Here is a 21,366-nt window from a genome sequence, read left to right as displayed (position 1 = left end):
ATCATTCAATTCGCTGGCAAATTCCTAACTATAGAAGCTCGCAATAATTTTTGCAGCTGGTAATACAAATATCTGTGCAATTAAAGTTCCCAGCAACTTTGTACCTATAAGCAAAATAACAAGTGCTTTCACATCTCCATATGGCCGCTTTTGTCTAAGTGCCTGATCTGTAATAATAGCTGACTGCGGATCAACCAATAATGTTAATAGAACTGTTGCAATACCATTTATCATACCGGAAGATGCTGAAGCAGCCAGCCGGTGTTCTTCCGGAACAAAAGAGGCTGCATAATAAGCAGACAAAACACCAATCGTATAGATGGCGGTTATAATTGTATTCAGGAGCAGGAAACGCTTGGGTATCTGCTTATATCTGATACTAAAAAGCATTCTTCTTCGAGGACTTGTGGTGCTCTTAACTATTCGCTTTATCGTATTTATCTTCAGGGACTCTGCTACTATAGACGGCACAGATCCAGTAATCTCAAGCTTATCAACAGCTTTAGAAAAAATCCTTAAAAAAGTAGGAATACATACTATACCTAGCAGCGTACCAGCTGTAGAGGAAAAAATGACCAGCCTGATATCAGGAAGCGAGTCCTGTCCAGCAGCAATACTCGCGCCGATTAAACCGCCGATTAAAGGTGCCTGAAACATGTTTGCCGTTCTTGATAACAGCACAAAGATATTAAACAATGAAATGGAGAGTGCAAATTTTCCGCTCTTAACAGAATTAAGGCGAACGGAATATGCCAAAGTATCAATTAAATGAATGATTAACGTGAGAATTACTAGTCCAATTAGCTGTATATCCAAAGTTCAAGCCCCCAGCCTGGATTTCCGGTCTTAAGAGATAGATTAAATATACTCTTATCACATAAATTATTTATTACGCTTATTAGCCTGTCAATACTGCAACTTCAACAAAATAGCCAGCTGAGCAGCTGGCTACCAATCTAGTTATTTACTTGCTTAACTAACTCCAGCTTAGCTTTAGAAGGTGTCTCATAGAATAAATTCTTTTGAAAATATTCGTTGCTGCCATCCAATCGGTGGCTGCTTCTATAGGCAAACAGGTTGGCTCCCAAAGCATAATTCGTTGTGTAGTCATCACGGTAGATTCCATAAACGCGGAATACTTCACCCTTTTTCACATAACGGGCTGGAACCATCTTCCCATCTTCTAACTTAAAGATAGAGAACCCGGTTTTCAGCATCGTCACTCTGCCTATTTGTCCCTTTTTCAATTCTGTTCCATCCCACCAGACCTTTGCAGATGCTGCTTCGGCATTTACTGTGGAGAATACAAAAGGAATAACTAACAATATCGCTGCTAAATATAATTTACATTTCATTTTCGAATTTCCTCCTGAAGTTTTGACTTTGATAATAGAAATAACTGTTTCCTAAGAGGAAAAGTAATGGTTCAGATGCTGTGCCGCAAATGTAAATTCTTCTTTTGCACCTTCCATATCAAATCTTTTTTCTGATTTATAGCATAATATGGTTCCCTTATTTTCCTTCCAATGGTTATAATCATTCATTATCAATCTTTTATTTTCAGCCTCATGATGTTGTTCTTCAATTCCGTATACATAATAATAAATTTTGAAATCACCTTGGGGAAGCACCACTAAAACAAGGTTTGTTTTCTCTCCCCATTTATCGGGGCAATAGAATCGTATAGCTGTTCTTTTTGACCAGTTATGAACCTTATCCAGCACAGCGCTGCCTGTGGTCTCTAATAAAACTGATGAAAACATCCTTCTTAAGGAATCAATATATTGTTCTTTAATCTCAAGGAGCTCGAGCATTCTGCTATAGTTTTTTTTCGCAAAATCCATTAATTGTTTGTCCACTTTTTGTTCTCCTATTAGTTCTTCTAAATTCAATATAAAGTCCCTTAAAAAAAAGGACCATTTGGCATTACTTGAGTTGAACATGAAAGGCCCAGCCTGTTTTTTAATTTCTTCTATCAGTTCTTGATACAAGATGTTATTCCAATTGTCAGGAATGCCTGATAATCCATTTAACGATAACACAACCAGTATATGGTCTCTATTAGGGTATTTTGCCTTTACATATAATTCATAGTCATTTAACGGATTAAGCAAAGAGTGATATATTTTATTTTCGATCACAAGAACCCAATTCTCGCTTGCAGCAACAATATCGATACGGTTCCCGGAGAGTGTTACTGCTTCCCGTTCTATCTTTTCGATAGGGCTCTCTTCAATAATCTCTAAGTTCTTCCCTAACACTGTTAAGAAACTTGATATGAAAAGTGCCCCAAAATTATGCTCTTCACTTGGATCCAAATAGAAAGCCATTACATCACTGATGGGATTTTCAAAATGCCCTCTTCCGCCTATGGAAAACACGGTTTTTTCTCTTTTAGGCTGGATAAATTGCTTCATATCTTCTAATAGCTCATTAAATTTATCAATTTTCTGCTGAACTTCTATGTGATCCGCCTTCTTTCATTTAGGCTCTTTTTTCAAAGTTTGTTATTTTTGGTTTATGAATTCTGCCCGTTGATTTCCGATGCAGGAAGAGGCGGCTCTGGCTGGACCTTTGCTCTTAACTCGCAATAATCTTATTCTATTTATCTACTTTATAATTATTTATAAATTTTTGTGATAAACTATTAAATTCGCTTAATGCTGCTTCTTCATTAAAACTGCCTTTATATTTAGGATTGCGGCTATCTACCACGTGTTCGTAAGCTATTCTTAAATCACCAACACTATCAATAAACTTTGTTTCTTTTTTTGAGAGCTTACTGTAATCAAATTTTTTTGTACATACTTCCTTAAAGTGATCTGAATTCGATACAACACCCTTGGATGGAGATTGGTCCATTTCATCGACACTTTTCTGCATGGATCCAAAATAGTTTGTTCCTGCTGAGTATATTTCAGTTCGAATTCCTTCTTCGCTTTTTTGAGTGCAGCCAGAAAGTGCAAAAAGCAGGATTAAGAAAATCAAAAAACGTACCAAATTCGCACCTCTTTTCCGGTGTCTATGAAGGAAGTTAATCATCTAGTTTCATTCTCCTTTCACATTGTTGATTATAGCAAAAATTGGTTTATTACAAATTTACATTAGGGTGCCAAAAGGACCCAGCTAGTACCCCTGACTTGAATTACAACTGTGTAAGAATATGCCTAGAGTTATAATACTGAAAGAAACAAACTAATAAACACCATTTTCCTTGGCGGGAACCTCCATATTCAAGTGACAATAGGACTACTATAATAATCATTAATTAGTAAAATATGCCTATAAATATCATCTTAAGAGGTATTCATATGTATCCAGCTATCGGTCACAAATTAAGAATGAAACGATTGGCCCGTAACTTAACCCAAAAAGAGGCTGCAAAAATAATCGGAGTAAGTGTTTATATGATATCCGCCTGGGAGAATGACCGATATTTTCCCTGTACAGTAAGAATGGAACAGTTAGCTTCACTTTATGATATTACTGTTGAAGAACTAAGGGATTATGAATAAGCAATCGGGAATAAAGGTGATGGAATGATGGAAGCAAAGGGACAGGTTTCTTGCAGATGGAACGGATTCGGTTTCTCGCAAAAGAAAAGCCCTGTAAAGATTTCTCTCCACAGAGCTTTCCTTCTACTATGGAAACAGCAGAACCGTCCCCATGTTTAAGAGACGGAAATTACCCAGTTTTCCTCAAATAGTCTTATAAGGTCAGTGTTTCCAGTTTCATACACTTCATCTATTAATTGTTCACCCGAAATAGGATTAACAAAGTCTGTGCTTGCACCTGCTTCGATTAAAATCTTGGCTAAACCAGCGTTTTGCTGGAGAACGGCATGAGACAGTGGCGTAAAACCTTGAAAATCTTCGAAGTTTGGATCTGCACCGCTATTTAGTAATAAGACAGCAATTTCATTATATCCAAATCTATTTCTATCCGTACTTAAATAAGATACCTGAGCCAATAATTTAGAAAGATCATATTTATCATCATAATCGCTTAGGTATTTCTCAATTTTGCCAAGGTCTCCTTCATAGATTACTGCTTTCTCCAGTTCTTTATAAGAAACAACTTTTGATGGATTATTGATACATTTTACCGCAGCTAATTTTGTTTTACTTGGAGTTTGATAGGTGATTTTTACATCACGATCAACATAATATCCTCCACCCACACTTAACATACCCGGCTTAAAAGCATAGATACGGTAAAACTCTCCTGCTTTCAACGTACGGGAAATAGTCTTTTTCTCTCCTTCTAATTTAAACAGAGGTGTATTCTGCTTAATACTCAATCGTCCGATTTGTCCTGGCTTTAACTCAATCCCATCCCACCAAATTTTTGATTGTCCTTTAAATTGGGAGCAAAAATCGTCCTCTGTACCGGCCGCACTTATATTTGAAGGATTTGCACTAATGACCAGCAGCAGAATGAGAGATATAAATAATTTTAACAACTTCAAGAAGTTCCCTTCTTTCTCTTTGAATATAGTTCATAGCACTAGCGCTGCATTAAAACTTCATTTAGCTCTCAACTATGAAAAGTTGAGCTTTTCGATACTGAGTGAGGCTCCAAATCATTCAATTGAAAAAGTCATTTTTACAGAGTTCTTTAGCTTTAAGCCATTTTCCCCTGAGATATCCTTGCCGATGTATAGTGTATAAGTTTCGCCTGCTTTATACGGCTGGGCAGGTTTGATTGTTATTGATTTTGTTTCTTCAGAATAACTGATTGATGTCTCAATAAGGTTTTCCGCTGTATCAAGAACAATTATGTCTAAGTTTGAAAGTGTTTTTTCATTAAGTTTTTGAGAAAATTTTATGTTCCATTCTTTTGATGCTGGAACCTCTGATTTTGTTGGTTCCAACTCTTCTGCAGATTCATCATTATCCACTTTTTCTTGTACATCATTCTGTAACTCTTTAAGCGTCGTTAAAACTTCGTTAATCTGAGTACTAAGCAATTCAATTCTGCCATAACGAGATTGCCATTCTTCGGCAGCTGTTCCTTTTGCAGCGAGTGAATCCAGACGATTATTTACTGCATCTAAGCGGTTTTGAAGTGCATTGAATTTGCCAGCATAACCAGGGTATTCATTTAATTCTTCTTCTACTTCCCCAGCTTCTTCGTCAATTGAACTGTCTGCTTCATCGACTTCATTTGTATCATCATTGTCTATACTGTCACTATTATCTTCTCTAATAGGTTCCTCTTCAGATACATCCACATTATCCTCAATAGGTTTATAAAGATTCTGCAGCTTTTCTTGATAGTGGGTTATTTTTTCTTCAATCTTATCTAATTGCTTGTCAATAGATTTTAACTGCTGAGTCTGACCTTTGTTAGACTGTTGATTCTCCTTCACTTTCTGTACCTTTTCCGACTTGGGATTATCTTTTGGTGCTGCAAAAGCCGGACCTGAGAACACCATTCCCAATGCAAGAACGGCAGCTACTGCAGGTGTAAAATTTTTCATTCCCTATTCCTCCTTCAAAATTTTAGGGCCTGGCAGCTGGCTGGCATAGAATCACTCCTTAGCCCCTATAGCTTTGTGACACCAAATTTCTTTGGCTGTACCCATTATTATTATCGGATAAATTTACAAATAATTTATATGGTCTGGTTGACAGGGACAGTGACCCCGTCCCTATTTCCTCGCTTTCTCCTTTCACTTAATGGTTCATGAAGATTTATTAGGGGCAGCCAACCAAAGTTAATGTATGTGAGACATAAGTAAAAAGAAAAGCCCTGTAAAGATTTCTCTCCACAAAGCTTTCCTTCTAAGGAAACAGCAGAACCGTCCCCATGTTTGTTTACAGGACTATGAATATACGTTTCGCCTGAAAACCTGGCTGTAAACTCACTTGGTAATTCTACCGATGGTTTAATATCGTCTTTATTATCTACAATCAATTTGATCTTACTGATCGCATCTGGCGTTTCTCCATTATCTTCATATCGTAAGATAATCTGATATCGATTCAACCCATCTGCCAGTGTATTTCCTGGTATATGAAAATGGTATTCATTGTGTGTTACACCACTTTGCTTAATTCTATTTACATGGTCTGGTTCACCTAGCTTTTCAGCAACCCCCTCATAGGAATCACCCATTCCAATCCCCAAGATGGTTAGCTGATCAGTCTCTGTAATCTCAAATAAGGGTTTTCCTTTTACCGCGGCAATTCTCTTGTTTATGATCTCTTCTGTCAGGTTAACACCTTCTGGCAACTGGTAACCTTTATCATCTATTGACGTTTCTAATTGAAGAGACGGCATACTGGAGTTTTCAATATAATAAGTTACATATTCATTTATGGTTTTATAGTATTCAGCAAGATCCGAATCTTCCTCATTAATAAAGGTCAACAGTTTTAAGCCTAATTCATCCTTATAGCCCAATTTATTCACCATGGGTATAATGGTTTCTCGCTGCTGTTGTTCACTTAACTTAACAAACTCTTTAAAAGAGTACTCCTCTTCTTTTGCAGCTTCTACTTTGCCCTCATTACCCTTAGGCCCTGATGCATCTTTATTAACGGTTTCTTCAAGTGTTTCATTTTGCTCTTTTTTCTCATTTTCATCACCGCTCTTTCCGGTTCCTTCAGAACAAGATGTGAGAGCAAATAGCGCTAAAATAATTGCACCCATATATTTTCTCATGTTCAACCCCCTTAATGATTATGTACTTATTATCATAGCACTATATTACTATTTTTTATAAAATTTTCCAGGGGGTTTATACTGCTTGTCATCGTATTTAGCTTTTTAACTTTCTGCATGAATTAAAAATACTATGAGATCTGAATCACCTGCACCAATTGTCTCGTGTATAACTATGATTCATGATTAGAGGGCCAAGGAGACAGGACCACGTTCCAGAATGAAAGCTTTGTGCAGGGAATTTTGCAGACTCTTCCAATCCTAAAAATAAATAGGAAAACCCTGTAGAGATGTTTCTCCACAGAGCTTTCTTTGGTGGGACGAGTATCTTGTCCCATTTTATAAATGAAACTCGAGAACCGTCCCCTTGTTTTAAAAATATACTTTAAGATATGTATTTCTTGAATCTTTGATAAGTCATCTGATGTTTCCTCATTTACTGGAGAAATCACTTCACTACTGGCCATTTTGACATAGCCAAGTGGATATTTTCCGTCATATGCCTCTCTTATTAAAACCTTTACTCTTCTTCCCTCTTTAACTCTAGATAACAACCTCTCTCTTTCTTCCTGAGAAATGGCTGTCAAAATTAGAAAGAACATTTTAAAATACTCACTTGAACTACTAAAGCTTTCTGTAATAAAGACTACGTGCTTTACCAAATCTAATATTTCTAACATCGTGTCAATATTATTAACTAGGTCTCTTCCAAATCGATCTACTGAAAATACCAGTAAGTAATCAACCTGGCTTAACTTTAAATCATTTAGCATCTCTAACAGTTCTGGCCGTTCTAGACTTGCCCCTGAATATCCAATATCGCTGTATTTCTTAATAATGTTCATATTATGCTTTTTTGCATACTCTTCTATGGTTACTTGCTGATAACTAACCCCTTGTTCAACTGAAATACCTTTTACTTTAACTGACTTTCAAGCATAGGTGATTGCAGTATGGTTTTCCATTTCGTCCTCCTATTAATTTTTAACTAGTTAATGATTAATAACTAGTTAATTAGATTAGAAGAATTTGGTTCAAGGGTATTATTTTCACTTACAGTCCAAATTATTCATTTTGTTATATTGAAATTAAATATGTTGCGCCAACTTGCAAAATAAAAAAGCTCTGAAGAGATATCTCTTCAGAGCTTTCCTTTGACCTGGGACGCTGAACCTGTCCCCTTGTCTCTTTGAAGATTACTTAGCTACAGTTACTGAAACGTCACCTTTAGCTGCATTATTGATTGCAGAAGTATCAGTTGCATCAGTAGTAGAAAGTAATTTAACTTGAATTTCTTTAGCTAAGTCTTCTGCTGTTAGAGCATTACCAGCCTGAAGAGTGATAACATAAGTATCGCCAGAACCAGCTACGCTAACAGTAGCAGGAATTTCTTCACGTTTTACTCCACCAACATAAACTTCGAAGTCTTTAACTGCGCCTGTCTCTAATGTTGTATCTGCAACTGCTTCAGTAAATTTAACTTCAATTTCAGTTGATGATAGAAGACGAGCTGATTTTAATGTAGGAGCTACGTTTTCAGTAAACGGTTGAGCAAATGTGATAGTATCCATTGCTACTCCAGCTGTTGAAGTTACGTTTTGAACAGTGAAAGCACGAGTAGCTGTTACAGCGATAGCATCTTGCTTCAATGTTAAACGAACTGTTTTGTCGTCACCAACAAAGATTGCTTTTTCAAATACTGCAACCCCATCAACTAGGTAGTTGTTAAGGTTTAGAGCTGTAGCAGAGGAAACTGGCTTATCAAATGTAAGAACGATTTCGTTCGGCTTAGCAATTGATTGGCCTGTAAATCCAGTAGAGATACCGTTTGTAGTGTCATTATCATCAGATACCTTAGGCTTAGCAGTAGACGTAGCCGCATTGTAAGAGAATGAAATTGACTTAGCTACGTTTCCATTAGGTGTAGCTGCTTTGTCTTGAACAACGCCAGCAGCCAAAGTAGCTGAGTATACACCTTTATCTTTACCCGCTAGAGAAATTTTGATTGTGTCAGTTTTACCATTGCCATCTGCATCATGAAGTGCAGCAGCACCAAAGTTAGCAACAGGATACTCAATGTTGTTATCAACTCGAGTGATGTTGATTAAATCAGTAGCAGTAGCACCTAATGCGATATCGCTATCATCGAAAGTTACATATAAATCGTCGCCAATTACCTCTGTTTTTGTAACAGCTGGAGCTTTTGTATCAACAGCAAAGTTGATAACTTTAATAAACTCAGATTCTTGTTTGTTGCCAGAAGCATCAAAGAAGTTGTCAACCTTTACAGAGTTTAATCCAGCTGTAGCAGGAGTTCCTAATACTACTGTTAAAGACTTACCATCTGTACTTGGAGTTACAGTAGTTACACCAGTGCTTCCAGTAAGAAGTTTCCCTGTGAAGCTACCAACTGAGATATCTCCATATCCGTTAGCAGGAGTTCCTGGGTCTACAGATACTCTTTCAGAGAAGTTGATTTTGAAAGTATCTAGAGAAATTGCTTCTACACTTTCAACTGTTGGTTTTACTGTATCAGCATTTGTTCTTACAACAGTGAAAGTTTGAGTACCAGCAAAATTACCATAAAGGTCTAATGCTCCGAATACTTTTACGGTGTAAGTTTTGTTAACTTCAGCATTCGCTAAATCGATAACGATTTCTTTATCTCCGTTATTTGCGATTCCGTTAACTGATTGTAAACCAGCACCAGTTACTTCTGTATTTCCATCGTATACTTTAACAGCGGAACCAGCTAAAGCAGTCATGCCCTCTGAGAAAGCAATTTTTGCTGTTGTATTTGAAGGATATGTTACACCACCAAGAGTTGGAGCTGCATGGTCTGCAAATGATACTGCATTCGTGTATTTAGCTACATCTTTAGCATCAACAGTTTTAACACCGTCTACTACTACTAAGAAACTGCTATCGTTAGCAAACTTGTTAGCAACAGGAACAGTAATTAAAACTGATTTCTTATCTTCTTGAAGTTCGTAAGTTGTTAATGCTCCTCCTGGAACAGCTGCACCATTAATAGTGTAGTTGCCTGGAGTTTGTGCAGAAGCTTGGTTAACAACCTTGTTAAATTTAACAAGTAATTGTGTACCGTTAATCGCACTTACACTCTCAACTGCAGGAGCAAGTTTAGCTTCGTAAGCAGCTTTAACTTCAGAAACTTTAGTTAATAGAGCAGCACCAAAGTCTGTGTCTTTGTCAAGCTTAGCTACGTAGTCAGCTACGTGATCCATAGCTTTTTTAGCATCTTCCAGTTTGCCATCAGCAACTAGATCTTCAGCTTTATCAAAGTACATTTTTACAGATACTTCGTTTGTAATGCTATCACGAGTATCTTGAGCTTCTAATTTGAAAGCGTCAACTAGAAGTTCACGAGCTGTTTGGCCGTATACACGGTGAAGGATTACTGTACGAGTTTTTAGTTCGTAAGAAATTTCGTGGTAAAGCGCTTCCGCTTCATCCCACTCTTTGTTTTCTAATGCAGCTTCTAGAGCTTCTTTCTTGTCTTCTAGAGCAGTTGCATAGTTGTATGCATCAATGTAAGTAACAACGCGCTTACCGATGTACTCGTTATATGTAGCATCTAATTGTGCAAGGTAAGCTTCTTTGTGCTCTCCGCCAGCTTTTGTTACAAGAGCTTTAGCGTTCTTGTATGCAGCTTTCGCAGCGTTGTACTCTTTGTACACGTCAGCGATTGGAGCAAACTCACCATTTGCAGTTACATCACTGTAAGTGTGGTATGCCTTTTTCATTTGTGTTACAGCTTTACTTACCTCAACAGCAACATTGCTTGCAGCGTCAGTTTGAGCTGGAGCAGCAGCAACGAATGCAGATGCAGCAACCGCGGAAGCAGCAGCTAATTTGATAGCTTTCTTTTTACTCATGTTTCGTATTTCTCCCTTCGAATATAAAAAGTAGTACAATGATCCGCCAGACTTTTACATCTGTTTTTAAGCTTATCGGCTAATGCTAATCATTGCCTAGCAAACTTAACGAGAATTATACTAATCTTCTATGGAAATATCAACCTATATGTCTATTTCCTTCTAAAAAATTAGTAGAATTGTGTCAGAGGACTATATAACTGGTTTAATTACCAGCGCCTCTCACATTTCCTATAATAATACATTTTTAGAGGAAATTCTAGGCTTTTCTTGTGTATATTTGCAGAATTTGGTTAGTAATTATTTCCTCTAAAACCACAAATAACAATAAAAGCACACTTTAAGATTATATTCTTACGGACTATGATTATGTCATTTTTGTTGTAATCACATCACAAACACTTATATACCAACGTTTTATATATTTTTTTAGTAACACCTTTGTAACATTAATGACTTATTAAAAAAGGCGGATGATTATGAGTGGTCCTTTTTGACTATATATTGTTTTTGTTAGCATTTTCAAGGAAAATTTTATCTTTTATCAGTCGAAAAGATATAGTTCGACTCAGTTTATTTTTCTGAAATTTGAATATATATGCTTTTGTTCCTTATTTAAAAAAAGGAACAAAGACTAATCCAAATTAAGGTAGAATAATATTTGTCTGATTCTAACGAAGGGGGTTATGTATTTTTGAAGTCAAAGTGGTATTTTATTAGTTTTCTATTTATCTTGTTTTTATGTGCCGGGACGGGGGAAGTTTCCGCCAAAACACTTGTGGATGCACCGCATATCAGGCAGATGCCTGAGCTGCCGAGAGGGTGTGAGGTTACGAGTCTGGCCATGCTTTTGGAAAGCCAGGGAGTCAATGCTCCTAAAATGACGCTTGCCAAAGAGGTTCGCAAGGTGCCTTTTAAGAAGAATGGCCTTCACGGCAATCCGTATGACGGGTTTGTCGGCAATATGTATACATACAGCCAGCCGGGGCTTGGTGTTTATAATGAACCCATCTATGATCTGGCCAACAAATATCTGCCTGGGAGAGTGGTGAATCTGACTGGATCCAATGCCAGCGCCATTTATCGTGCACTGGATAATGGAAGCCCGGTATGGGTTATTACGAACACAGTGTTCAAACCGCTCTCCAGCAGCTACTTCCAGACGTGGCAGACATCAAGCGGGCCGCTTCGCATTACCTATAAAGAGCATTCCGTTTTAGTGACAGGCTATGACAGCCAGTATGTCTATATCAATGATCCTCTCTACTATGGAAAGCATCGAAAGGTATCACGCAAGAATTTTGAGGGATCGTGGATCCAAATGGGGCGTCAGGCCATTACCGTTGTGCCGAAGCCGAATTGGGATGCAGAACTGATTCCGGGGCAGACCGGGAAGCTGACAGCGCTTAAGCCGATTACGCTTTGGAACCGGACAGGCAGCGGTCTTTCTGCAGCAAAGGTGCTCCAGCCATTGGAAGGATTAAAGGTCTGCGGATATGACAGCAAGCATGGCGGGCAGTATAAAATCTGCAGCGGCGGTTATGTTACAAACATGAGCGGGTATATCCGCTATGAGACACCATCATCTGCTGTATTAAGTAAAGCCAATATCGGATTTGCCGAACGGGATCTGAAAACAGCGATCTCTTATGCCGGCAGCCTTAAATGGGAAATTCACATTGATTACCGGAAGGATAAATATCCGGGAAAAGTGACGGATTACCCGAATATGACGTATTTTAACGGCACAAAGAAATACATGAATTCTGCTCAAACAGCCATTAACCGCATTTCTGACACAGCAAAGAAGAATGAATTGCAGGCTTCCCTTAATGCGAATGTCGCCGTTCATTATAAACGGGCACAGGGGTATATTGATGCTGTTACATCCGGCAAAAAGCTGCTGGCCATGACAGATGAACTTCAGAATAGCATGAGTGCTGATCCGCTGTCTGACACAGGAGAAAGCCTCTTCCATACTCTTTCTTATGAAATCAAAAAGAATGCCGTGCTTCTTTACAGAGTTTATGGGCAGTCGACAAGAGAAGCGATACTTGCTTCCTATAAAGCACCCGCTGAAAAGGAAATTGAGAAACACCGATTTGCGATTTCCGCCAAAATGAAAATCGACGAGCTTGAAGCATTAAGCAAACAGCCGATTTCTGATGAAGAATATAATACTAGAGTCGCAGAAATAGAAAAACTGGTCAGCCAGATACCGGATGCTTCGGTAAAAGCTGTTTATTTAGAAAAACTAGCTGAATTTAAGCAATAAAAAAATGGCCGGACGCTCATCAAGAGAGTCCGGCCATTTCCTTATCTTACTGTGTGCTTAACACCCAAACTGTCCCATTAAATGTTGCCTTAACAGATCCTGCAAGCTTATTTCCTGCCTTATCAAATAGTTCCTCATCTTTGTAAAGGACCGTGTCATTTGCTGCCGTACCTTCTGTTGTAAATGACCACTTATGCTGATCCGCGTTGACAGCTGCAGATTTCAGTTTCCCTGCTCCTGTATAAGTGAACAGTGCGTTAGCCTGAGTCTCGTCAAGCTCAGCGCTCTTAATCGCTGTAAGCTTTCCGGCTGAGTCCTTGTAATAAAGAGCTTCAGATGCTGTAATCACTGGAGCGCCTGCCGTTCCTGAAACCGTTAATGCCGGCGCTGTTTTATCGATTTCAAATTTAAGAACACTCTTGTTGCCGGCAAAATCTATTGCGGTTACTTCATACATTCCTTCATCTGTTAAAGGTGTGGATAATGTATATCCAGTTATGGCTGTACCATTTTTGGCTGCTGACACAGAAGCTACATCGGCTGCTTTTGTGGATACCGTTACTGCCTGATTCACAGCAGATTGATCAGCAGCACCCTCTAAAACAGGAGCCGTTTTATCAAGTGCAACTGGAATTGATTTCACGATGCCGTTTATTTTCACAATCAGGGAAGCTGTATCCCCATCTTTCCCCTTCACGGTGATGTTTTCACCGCTCGCTGTGAAGACAGACTCTTGGCTGGTAAACAGCTGGGCATTTACACTCTTCAAATCCGCTTCATTTCCATATTGATCTTTTGCCGTGAAGTATCCTGCATCAATTAAGCTGTCAAAATCAGTGTCACCGCTTAAGAGAATCTTTGTTTTCCCGGAAGCCAGTCCAAATTCTGCAACAGCAGACGCAGATTTCACTTCGATTGGAAGCTTATACTCCATTTCGTTCCATGTCACGATTAAACTAGCCTTACCAGGTGCCACAGGCGTAATTTTCCCGGAAGCATTCACAACGAACTTTGTTACATCAGAAGATTTAAACGTAATGCCAGGAAATTGGTCTAGCTTTAACTCTTCCCCTTCTTCATCACCGATGATATCTCCGTTTAGCGTCATCGCCTCAGATGGTGTGAACTGATAGGTTTGTCCAGTTACTGTATAAGCAGCATCTTTGCCTTCAGCATTTACGATTTTCCCTTTTTCCAGGCTGTAAAGCTGAGTTCCGTCCTTCACCTCAATTGTCTCTTCCAGAATTAATTCGCTTGTTTCACGGTCGAACAGCTGGATTTTAACAGGGCCAGTTTCTTTAAGACCGTCTTTTGCATATGCCGGTGCAAGAGATCCAAGGTCTGTGAAGTACCCCTTATCATCTTTAATGATAAAGGCATTTTCCACACCATCGATAAACAATTCATTTCCTTCACTGTCAAAGAAGCCAATCATATCATACGCTGTCATTCCAGGCAGACCAGTTACATAGTAAGCATCTTCATAAAATCCGATTTCAGCTACATCTTCAAGGCCATCCGTGTATGAAGCGATGATCTCTCTGTACCGGTCTGACAGCAGGTCATAGAGTTCCTCATTATCAACATACTCCAGCCACTCATTTACATTTTTATCGTGCTTTGCCACCTGGTCAAAATCTTCCTTCTCCAAGGCTGCTTCATATCGGTCCAGTTCAATGTGAATACTTACAGGGTAAAGTGCCTGAAACTTCGCATCCTCTGCAGGCGCCTTGTAGGTATCAAGAATGGCCTGTCTTGTAGACTGTCCATACACACGGTAAAGAATGATGGCCTGCTTCTTTATTTCATATGAAAGTTTATGGTAAGCCGCTGTTGCTTCTTCCATTTTCCCTTCTTCCAGATATTTCTCCATTTCACCAGTGCCTTTTAGAAGTTTTTTGCCGGAAGAAATGGCATCAATATAGGCAGCTGTACGGTCAATATAAAGCTTTACCGTATCCAGTCTGGCGCTTAGCTGCACTTTCTGCTTGCCTGATAATTTATTGACTGCTGCTTTAGCTGCTGCGTAATCTTTTTTGGCCTTGTTATAGAGAGCCCACGGCTGTGTGACAGCATCGGCATCATAGTCCACTGATGTTGCACGGATAAGAGGCACTTTGCTTTGTTCTGCTTTCAAAACCAGACTTTCGGCTGTTGAAGCTGCGTCTGCCTGAGCAGGATTAACGGCTGCGAAAGCGGAAGCTGCAATGGCTGCTGCCCCTGCCAATTTAACTGTCTTACTGAATTTTTTGCCCACTTGTTTATTCCACCTTTTCTATGATTTTAATAATCTTCCAAAATTTTTATTAACTTCCAGAATATCTTTATCATAATTTGTAATTATGAGAATTTCATTATGATAATATTGGTAATTTTGTTATTGAACCGTTACTTCCAAGCAGATGCCTTCATTCATCTTCCGGTCATTTAATCCTTTCCAGTTTGGATGGATGATCAGCAGGTAGTTTCCTTTAGAAGCGAGAGGTTTCTTCGGTATGATTTTGATCGTTTTTTCGTCCGTAACCTGCACGTCTATTTCAGCTTCACCGCCGCCAAGCTGAATCAGCTGAACATCCCCCTTCTTTAATCCATCCCATTGCATGCCGGCATTCATTTTTACAGTGAAGGTCTTGGTGACTGGGACATTTTGCAGCGTTGGCAGCTTCCTGTATCCCTTAAGGCCGCTTACCAGCTGATCACGATGTGAGATGAACAGTTCATCACCTGCAGCTGTCTTAATGTTCGGAGCAACGCCAATTTCATGGACTGGAGATCCCTTCGGCGAGAAGAATTTGGCGGTGGTCAGTTTAAGAACACTCTGATCACTCAAGGTAAACAGTGATTGCATGGATCCTTTCCCAAATGTGTTCTGGCCGTAAAGAACAGCTCCTTTTTGTTCCTTAACGGAGGCGGAGACCATTTCAGAGGCGCTGGCACTGTTTTCGTTAATTAAAATATGCACTGGTGAGGTGAAGCCCACAGGCTGCTGAATCGCCTGATAAACCTGTGCCTGATTTCCTTTGTATCTCAGCTGAAACGCTTTCGTCACTCCCGGAAAAAAGCCTGCTGTCTCCTGAGCCGCGGAAACATAACCGCCGCCATTATTGGTGATATCAAAGATCCAGCCATTTGCCGGCCCAAGTTTTTGAATAGCCGCGGCAATATCCTCTGCAGCATTCATAGAAAAGCTGTTTAAGCGGATATAGCCAATATTTCCGCCGAGCATGCGGGATTCCACATTAGGAAGCTGAATCACCTTGCGCGGAATGGTCATTGTCTGCATGCTCCCGGTTTCACTATTGATAAAAGTGAGCGTAACACTGGTGTTTTCTTTTCCGCTTATCAGTGAAATCGCGGTCTGTACGGACTCACCAGCAAGACTGGTTCCATCCGCCTTCACTAAGATGTCCCCCGGTTTCAGTCCAGCTGCTGCAGCAGAACCCTCCGGTATAACGGACATGATCCGGATCCCATTTTCACTCTCCTCTAAAACCACGCCAATGCCGACCAGTTGCTGTTCTATGGCATTCGTAAATTCCGCAAACTCCTCTGCTGACATGTAAACAGAGTATAGATCCAGGTACCGGACCATTTCCTTAATCGAGGGCTTGGCCAGCACCCAGTCCGGCAGCTCTTCCACATAATAATCCCGGATGAGCTCCCTCGCTTCTTCAACCGGCCCTGCCGATGCTGATGCAGCAGAGACATTAACTAATAGAATCAGAGCCAATAAAACAGAGAAATACCTTTTTAAAAGCATGCTTGTTCATCCTCTCTTGATTGAATTCTACTTATCTTATCGGATGAGAGGGTGATATTCTGCAGTGAAAAAGCCCTCTCATAAGAGAAGGCCCCATCCATTTTATTACTGTACTTTAAACCACAGCTCATCTTCCCAGCCGCGATTCCAGACGATATAAGGATTGTCATTGGCATCCACAACAAACGGAACCCATCCTTCAGTCTGGCCGCCTTTGTAAAGATCCTGAAGTTCAGGGCTTGGCGTAACAAAGCCGATGTAATGATCATTCAGCGCGCCTTTTTGTGTGACCGTATCAAACATGGCCTTATTGACCATCCAGGAATCAAATGTCTTTCCTTCATACTCGATTAATTTAATTTTGAATTTAGCAAGGATGTATTTTTTTCCTGCAGGCGGAGGAGGATTCAGCGAATTTGCCTGCTGCATCATTTGCCACGCCTGATTGGCGTCGGTTACGGCTTCTGTCATGGTAATCTGGTATTTCTTTTTGCCATCCATCCAGTCATTGGCCGTCATGTCCCAGGTAACGCCAACTGTAGTTGGGTTGCCCATTTTTCCATAAGGATTATGGATGCATTGAGCTGCTCTTAGTTTTGTTTTGCTAGGCGTTTCATATTTCACCTTTGTGTCGCGGTCTACATAATAGCCGCCGCCTACACTCAGCTTGCCGGGCTTAAAGGCATAAATACGATAAAACTCGCCTTTCTTCAATGTGCGGGAAGGGACTTTTTTCTCTCCCTGAAGCTTGTAAAGAGTTGTGTCTTTTAGGACCGTCAAACGCCCAATCTGGCCGGACTTTAATTCCACTCCGTCCCACCAGATCTTCTTCACACCTTTGTACTGATTGCAGAACGTATTGCTTTCAGCTGCGCTTGCCGCAGGTGCTGTAAATCCGAACAGCATTAAGAAAGATAGAATAACAGTTACCCATTTTTTCACTTTTTTGTACCATCCTTCCATTTTTTATCAAGGTTATTATACTGTAAATATTTTGGCGCAGGTAATAGTAAGGTGATAGATTAAGAAAGTTGAGAAAATAGTCCCTATTTATAGTTGTGCAGTTAGTCTGAAAGTTCTATTTGCAGAATTTCTTTCTCTATTTGCAGGTATGGAATTCTATTTGCAGAAGCCGGGATTCTATTTGCCAAATTGGAAATCTATTTGCAGAAAGCTGGCTGCTATTTGCATTGTTCACATTTAGCCGTAAAAAAAGGCTCCTGTTTCGGAGAGCCTTTTCATAGAAAATGGTTAAATAGGTTTTTATTTAATGCTCTTTAACATAGCTTCAATGCCATCCCGCACATAATCTGCATTGCGCTCAATGGAATAATTAATCTGCATCAGCCGGCCATCGTGGTTTATGACCATTTCATACAAGTAAAAGCCATTGGCAGCAGTGTGAACATGATAAAGAGTTCCTGGAAGCAGCTCTTCCTCCACGCCCTTCACTGGTGTGCCGTATGATTGCAGCGCCTCACGCTTCAGGGCTTCTATGTCTGTTCCCTGTTCAAGCGTTCTGAGGCTTAAGTGTCCGGTCGGATCACAAATGACTGTTCCCTTTATTGGGTCATCAATTAAACAGCTTTCGTCTCTCGGAATATAGACTAAGCCATTGCCATGGTCAAAGAGTGTGAACGCCCCTGCCACATCGATTGAGTACCCATAGTCAGTGTAATAGGTTCCTCTTTTAAAGCCGTTTCCATAGTTGAAAGCACCGATCCCGAGATTCGCGTAATAAGACTTGGTTTCACCGGAGAGGTTTGTAACATCGACTTTGAAGCGGAAAGTGCGGCCAGGAGCTCCGTCATTCTCTTTTAGAGTTGGGTCGGGCAGCTTGAAAAGTTCTGATTGAGATAAATCTGCAGAAAGCCGGTCCGCTTTTTCCACTGAGTGAATTTCTTCCGTCATTTCTTCTCCATTCATCTCTCTGGTAACATAGACAACTGCTTTTTTTGCTGGTGCAGACAAATGTAATTCCAATGATTCGAGCGGATAGGCATCTGTCAAACTCAGCATCATGGTGTGGTTTTTACTGATTGTCAGGTGTGTTCCTTTACTGCCTGCATAACGGACAAATGCCGACTCCAGCGTTACTTCTTCCTGGTCCCATTCGCTGATTAGCGTTTGATATTCTTCGTATGTTTTCATTAAAGTTTGATAGATGGCTGAGGAAGGCAGCAGATTTCCTGTCTTTTCCCCATTAACAAATAAAGCATATGTTTCATCCAGATATCTGTTGGATTCAGGTAAATTTCCGCTGTCTATATTGGTTTTCACTTTATCTAAAGCCATTTTAATAGAAACGGGATAAAGCGCCTGTCCACGCACCTGTTCGCCCGACTTTTTAAAATGCTGGCGGATTAAGTCCCGGGTGGTCTGGCCGTACACCCGGTCCAAGAGATACGATTGCTTTTTTAGCTCCCATGACAGATTGTGATATAGCCGCTCTGTTTCATTGTTTATGATATGTTTGTCCAGCTGTTTTTTCAGGGAGAGTTTTGCTTTCTCTATTTTTGCTCCTGCATTGATCGCATCGATATAAGCGACTGCCCGGCCTGTCTTGCCAGGCTGCACACTGATATATAAGTTCACATTTTTCTCCAGGCGATTTAGAAGCTCCATTTTCTTTGCACTTTGGGGAAGGCTCCCGACTGCCTTTTTTGCTTGAGCATAAGCTGTCTTCGTCCCATTATAATAACCCCATGGTATAGTCTTGCCATCACCTGTTCCTTCAATAGAAATGGCCCACTTAAGAGACCCTGCATAACTCTCCGACTGCCTTACGAGCTTTTCTGCGTAGACTGATGAAGCTGCGGCTTTAGCAGGTTCTGCTCCGCTTGAAAAAAGTATTGCTGAAAAGATAGCTGCTCCTGCGAGACATGAGGTCACCTTTCTGGCAGGTTTCAAATAACTCTCCTCCTTTTAACTGAACTGATAATAAATTCCATTCGATTATAGTCCCGGGTTTCTTTAAATTCTATAGGTAAATAAATATAAAAAACACTTCTGCTGCGGCACATCCAGGATAGTTCTTTTTCATTACAATTGTGGTATTATCGATCTAGGATTTTTAATTTGAGGTGAAATCATTTGGCTGGCAAAAAGGGACGGAAAAAGTGGACTCTTGTTATCGTGCTGTTTATTATCACATTGCTGTTAGGTGCAGGCGCTTATGCTTTTTATGTATATAACTCTTTGACTTCTGCTGTTGATACCATGCAGGAGCCGATTCAGCGGGAAAAATCGGAGAAGCGTGAAGAAACGATTACCTTAAAAGATAGAGAGCCGTTTTCGGTCCTAATGCTTGGAGTGGACGAGCGTAAGGGAGACAAAGGCCGATCGGATACGATGATTGTGCTGACTGTTAATCCCGACTTGAAATCTGTCAAAATGCTGAGCATTCCCAGAGATACGCGGACTGACATCATCGGGCACGGAACGGAAGACAAAATCAATCATGCCTATGCTTTTGGCGATGTTGAGATGGCCATCAATACAGTAGAAGATTTCCTGGATATCCCGATTGATTATTACATTACAATGAATATGGATGGCTTTAAGGATATTGTAGATGCTGTCAACGGGATTGATGTAACCAACGAAACAGACTTCAACATGGGGAAATTCCATTTTAACGAGGGAAGCATTCACCTTAACGGAAGCGAAGCATTATCCTATGTGCGAATGAGAAAGAATGACCCGAATGGGGATTTTGGCCGCCAGCAAAGACAGCGGCAGGTGATTCAGGGTGTTATTAACAAAGGGGCGAGCTTCAGCTCCCTGACTCGTTTTGATGACATCTTTGCAGCGCTCGGCAAAAACGTCAAAACTGATATTACCTTTAAAGAAATGATGGATATTCAAAAGAATTATAAAGACACAAGAAATAACATTCAGCAGCTGACCATAGAAGGCGATGGCCAGTATATAGGGGACATCTGGTATCTGATAGTGCCAGATGAAGAAAAGCAGCGGGTCCAGGGTGAGCTGAAGGGACATTTAGGATTATAACTTAAAAACAGTGCATTCCTGATGGGGGAATGCACTGTTTTTTATATGAAAACATGCAGGGAGGGACTGTTCTGCAGAAGCTTTCGAGAAGATCAACCTGGAGTGTTAGAAGAAAACCTGATTACATTGCAACTGCCTTTCCCTGTGTCATTTTGCCATATGCTTCAGAAAGATTCTTCAGGCATTCCTGCCTTAGTCTTTCATGACAAGAGAAGTCATACAGCAGTTCATTTTCAAGTTTGGATGTAATCGCCTTCAGCCTTTCAAGTTTAGATTCCTTTAAGCGATTATTTGCCAGATAAGCTTTTATCTCTTTTTCAAAGTATTCCACCGTTCCAAATATTACACCCATTAAAATCCGCCTCCTGTTATTAGATTTTTCAGTCATTTATTCGTTTCCCTATCTGCACACCAGCAAACATCCAAACAGCAAAGAGGCCTGCATTAAGGCAGACCTGATGTTTGGTTACAATGAGTTTAGGGCCAATTTTCCGGCACCAAATACACCTGCAACCCGACTATCATAGTCCATGACCTTAGACTCGTGGCTTTGCGTCCTTATTTTTCAATAAGTTTGCCGAATATTTGTTTATCGTTACTATTATAATAAGACTTTTCAGCTATTTATTTCAACAATTTTCGATAAAATCTTATAATAACATTACTTTTGATATATATATATATGCCCGGCGGATAAGAAACTTGTCCTCTATTTGCAGGTTTTCCTCTTCTATTTGCAAAATTAAGACTGC

The 21,366-nt window shown here is 40.0% G+C and carries 17 protein-coding genes and 2 riboswitches; of the genes, 3 read left to right on the top strand and 14 right to left on the bottom strand.

Annotation, left to right across the window (positions count from 1 at the left end; genetic code table 11):
* Positions 1-24 precede the first annotated feature (24 nt).
* The 4 genes from BK139_RS13005 to BK139_RS12990 form a co-directional block, all read right to left on the bottom strand.
* Positions 25-816: a lipid II flippase Amj family protein gene (locus BK139_RS13005; protein ID WP_076259424.1), complete on the bottom strand. Its 792-nt coding sequence runs from the start codon at positions 814-816 to the stop codon at positions 25-27.
* A 140-nt stretch (positions 817-956) separates the two neighbouring features.
* A complete protein-coding gene (locus BK139_RS13000) occupies positions 957-1,355 on the bottom strand; it encodes a hypothetical protein (RefSeq protein WP_076259422.1) in 399 nt (132 codons plus the stop codon).
* Between the two features lie 51 nt (positions 1,356-1,406).
* Positions 1,407-2,417 (bottom strand): PDDEXK-like family protein, encoded by a 1,011-nt coding sequence (locus BK139_RS12995; protein ID WP_076259420.1) that lies wholly within the window; start codon positions 2,415-2,417, stop codon positions 1,407-1,409.
* A gap of 184 nt (positions 2,418-2,601) precedes the next feature.
* Positions 2,602-3,000 carry a hypothetical protein gene (locus tag BK139_RS12990; protein WP_139325627.1) on the bottom strand — a complete coding sequence of 133 codons (399 nt, stop codon included), beginning with the start codon at positions 2,998-3,000 and terminating at the stop codon, positions 2,602-2,604.
* Positions 3,001-3,311: 311 nt separating this feature from the next.
* On the opposite strand from BK139_RS12990, the gene BK139_RS12985 reads away from it, so the two are divergent.
* Positions 3,312-3,515 (top strand): helix-turn-helix transcriptional regulator, encoded by a 204-nt coding sequence (locus tag BK139_RS12985; protein ID WP_076259416.1) that lies wholly within the window; start codon positions 3,312-3,314, stop codon positions 3,513-3,515.
* Positions 3,516-3,670: 155 nt separating this feature from the next.
* Here BK139_RS12985 and BK139_RS23990 read toward each other — a convergent pair whose 3' ends face one another.
* The 5 genes from BK139_RS23990 to BK139_RS12960 all read right to left on the bottom strand — a co-directional run bounded on the left by BK139_RS23990 (position 3,671) and on the right by BK139_RS12960 (position 10,565).
* Entirely contained in the window at positions 3,671-4,468 is a 798-nt protein-coding gene (locus BK139_RS23990; protein WP_076259414.1) for an ankyrin repeat domain-containing protein, read from the bottom strand.
* A 114-nt stretch (positions 4,469-4,582) separates the two neighbouring features.
* Complete coding sequence (locus BK139_RS12975) at positions 4,583-5,482, bottom strand: Ig-like domain-containing domain (protein ID WP_076259412.1); 900 nt, start codon at positions 5,480-5,482, stop codon at positions 4,583-4,585.
* Positions 5,483-5,510: 28 nt separating this feature from the next.
* Positions 5,511-5,594: riboswitch (cyclic di-GMP riboswitch) on the bottom strand.
* A 22-nt stretch (positions 5,595-5,616) separates the two neighbouring features.
* Positions 5,617-6,669, bottom strand: coding sequence for a hypothetical protein (locus BK139_RS12970; RefSeq protein ID WP_076259410.1), 1,053 nt, complete (start codon positions 6,667-6,669; stop codon positions 5,617-5,619).
* A gap of 173 nt (positions 6,670-6,842) precedes the next feature.
* Positions 6,843-7,580, bottom strand: a complete 738-nt coding sequence (locus BK139_RS12965) for a recombinase family protein (RefSeq protein WP_083675359.1) — start codon at positions 7,578-7,580, stop codon at positions 6,843-6,845.
* Between the two features lie 285 nt (positions 7,581-7,865).
* Positions 7,866-10,565, bottom strand: a complete 2,700-nt coding sequence (locus BK139_RS12960; protein ID WP_076259405.1) for a hypothetical protein — start codon at positions 10,563-10,565, stop codon at positions 7,866-7,868.
* Between the two features lie 694 nt (positions 10,566-11,259).
* Between BK139_RS12960 and BK139_RS12955 the strand changes: the two genes are divergently transcribed.
* Complete coding sequence (locus BK139_RS12955) at positions 11,260-12,840, top strand: C39 family peptidase (protein WP_076259402.1); 1,581 nt, start codon at positions 11,260-11,262, stop codon at positions 12,838-12,840.
* A gap of 46 nt (positions 12,841-12,886) precedes the next feature.
* Here BK139_RS12955 and BK139_RS12950 read toward each other — a convergent pair whose 3' ends face one another.
* From BK139_RS12950 to BK139_RS12935, 4 genes are all read right to left on the bottom strand, one after another.
* A complete protein-coding gene (locus tag BK139_RS12950; RefSeq protein ID WP_076259399.1) occupies positions 12,887-15,097 on the bottom strand; it encodes a cell surface protein in 2,211 nt (736 codons plus the stop codon).
* A 120-nt stretch (positions 15,098-15,217) separates the two neighbouring features.
* Positions 15,218-16,600, bottom strand: a complete 1,383-nt coding sequence (locus tag BK139_RS12945; RefSeq protein ID WP_076259396.1) for a S41 family peptidase — start codon at positions 16,598-16,600, stop codon at positions 15,218-15,220.
* Between the two features lie 105 nt (positions 16,601-16,705).
* Complete coding sequence (locus BK139_RS12940) at positions 16,706-17,542, bottom strand: hypothetical protein (protein ID WP_076259393.1); 837 nt, start codon at positions 17,540-17,542, stop codon at positions 16,706-16,708.
* Between the two features lie 321 nt (positions 17,543-17,863).
* Positions 17,864-19,510 (bottom strand): hypothetical protein, encoded by a 1,647-nt coding sequence (locus tag BK139_RS12935; protein WP_076259390.1) that lies wholly within the window; start codon positions 19,508-19,510, stop codon positions 17,864-17,866.
* Between the two features lie 183 nt (positions 19,511-19,693).
* On the opposite strand from BK139_RS12935, the gene tagU reads away from it, so the two are divergent.
* Positions 19,694-20,614 carry a polyisoprenyl-teichoic acid--peptidoglycan teichoic acid transferase TagU gene (tagU, locus tag BK139_RS12930; protein WP_076259387.1) on the top strand — a complete coding sequence of 307 codons (921 nt, stop codon included), beginning with the start codon at positions 19,694-19,696 and terminating at the stop codon, positions 20,612-20,614.
* Positions 20,615-20,735: 121 nt separating this feature from the next.
* On the opposite strand, the gene BK139_RS12925 is transcribed toward tagU, so the two are convergent.
* Positions 20,736-20,966 (bottom strand): hypothetical protein, encoded by a 231-nt coding sequence (locus BK139_RS12925; RefSeq protein WP_076259385.1) that lies wholly within the window; start codon positions 20,964-20,966, stop codon positions 20,736-20,738.
* Between the two features lie 153 nt (positions 20,967-21,119).
* Positions 21,120-21,203: riboswitch (cyclic di-GMP riboswitch) on the bottom strand.
* Between the last annotated feature and the right edge of the window lie 163 nt (positions 21,204-21,366).

Origin of the sequence: Paenibacillus sp. FSL R5-0490, from assembly GCF_001956215.1 — a bacterium.
In the GTDB taxonomy this organism is placed as follows: Bacteria; Bacillota; Bacilli; order Bacillales; family Cytobacillaceae; genus Cytobacillus.
Note: the sequence above shows the minus strand (reverse complement) of the source record. Positions and strands in the feature narration are given on the sequence as shown.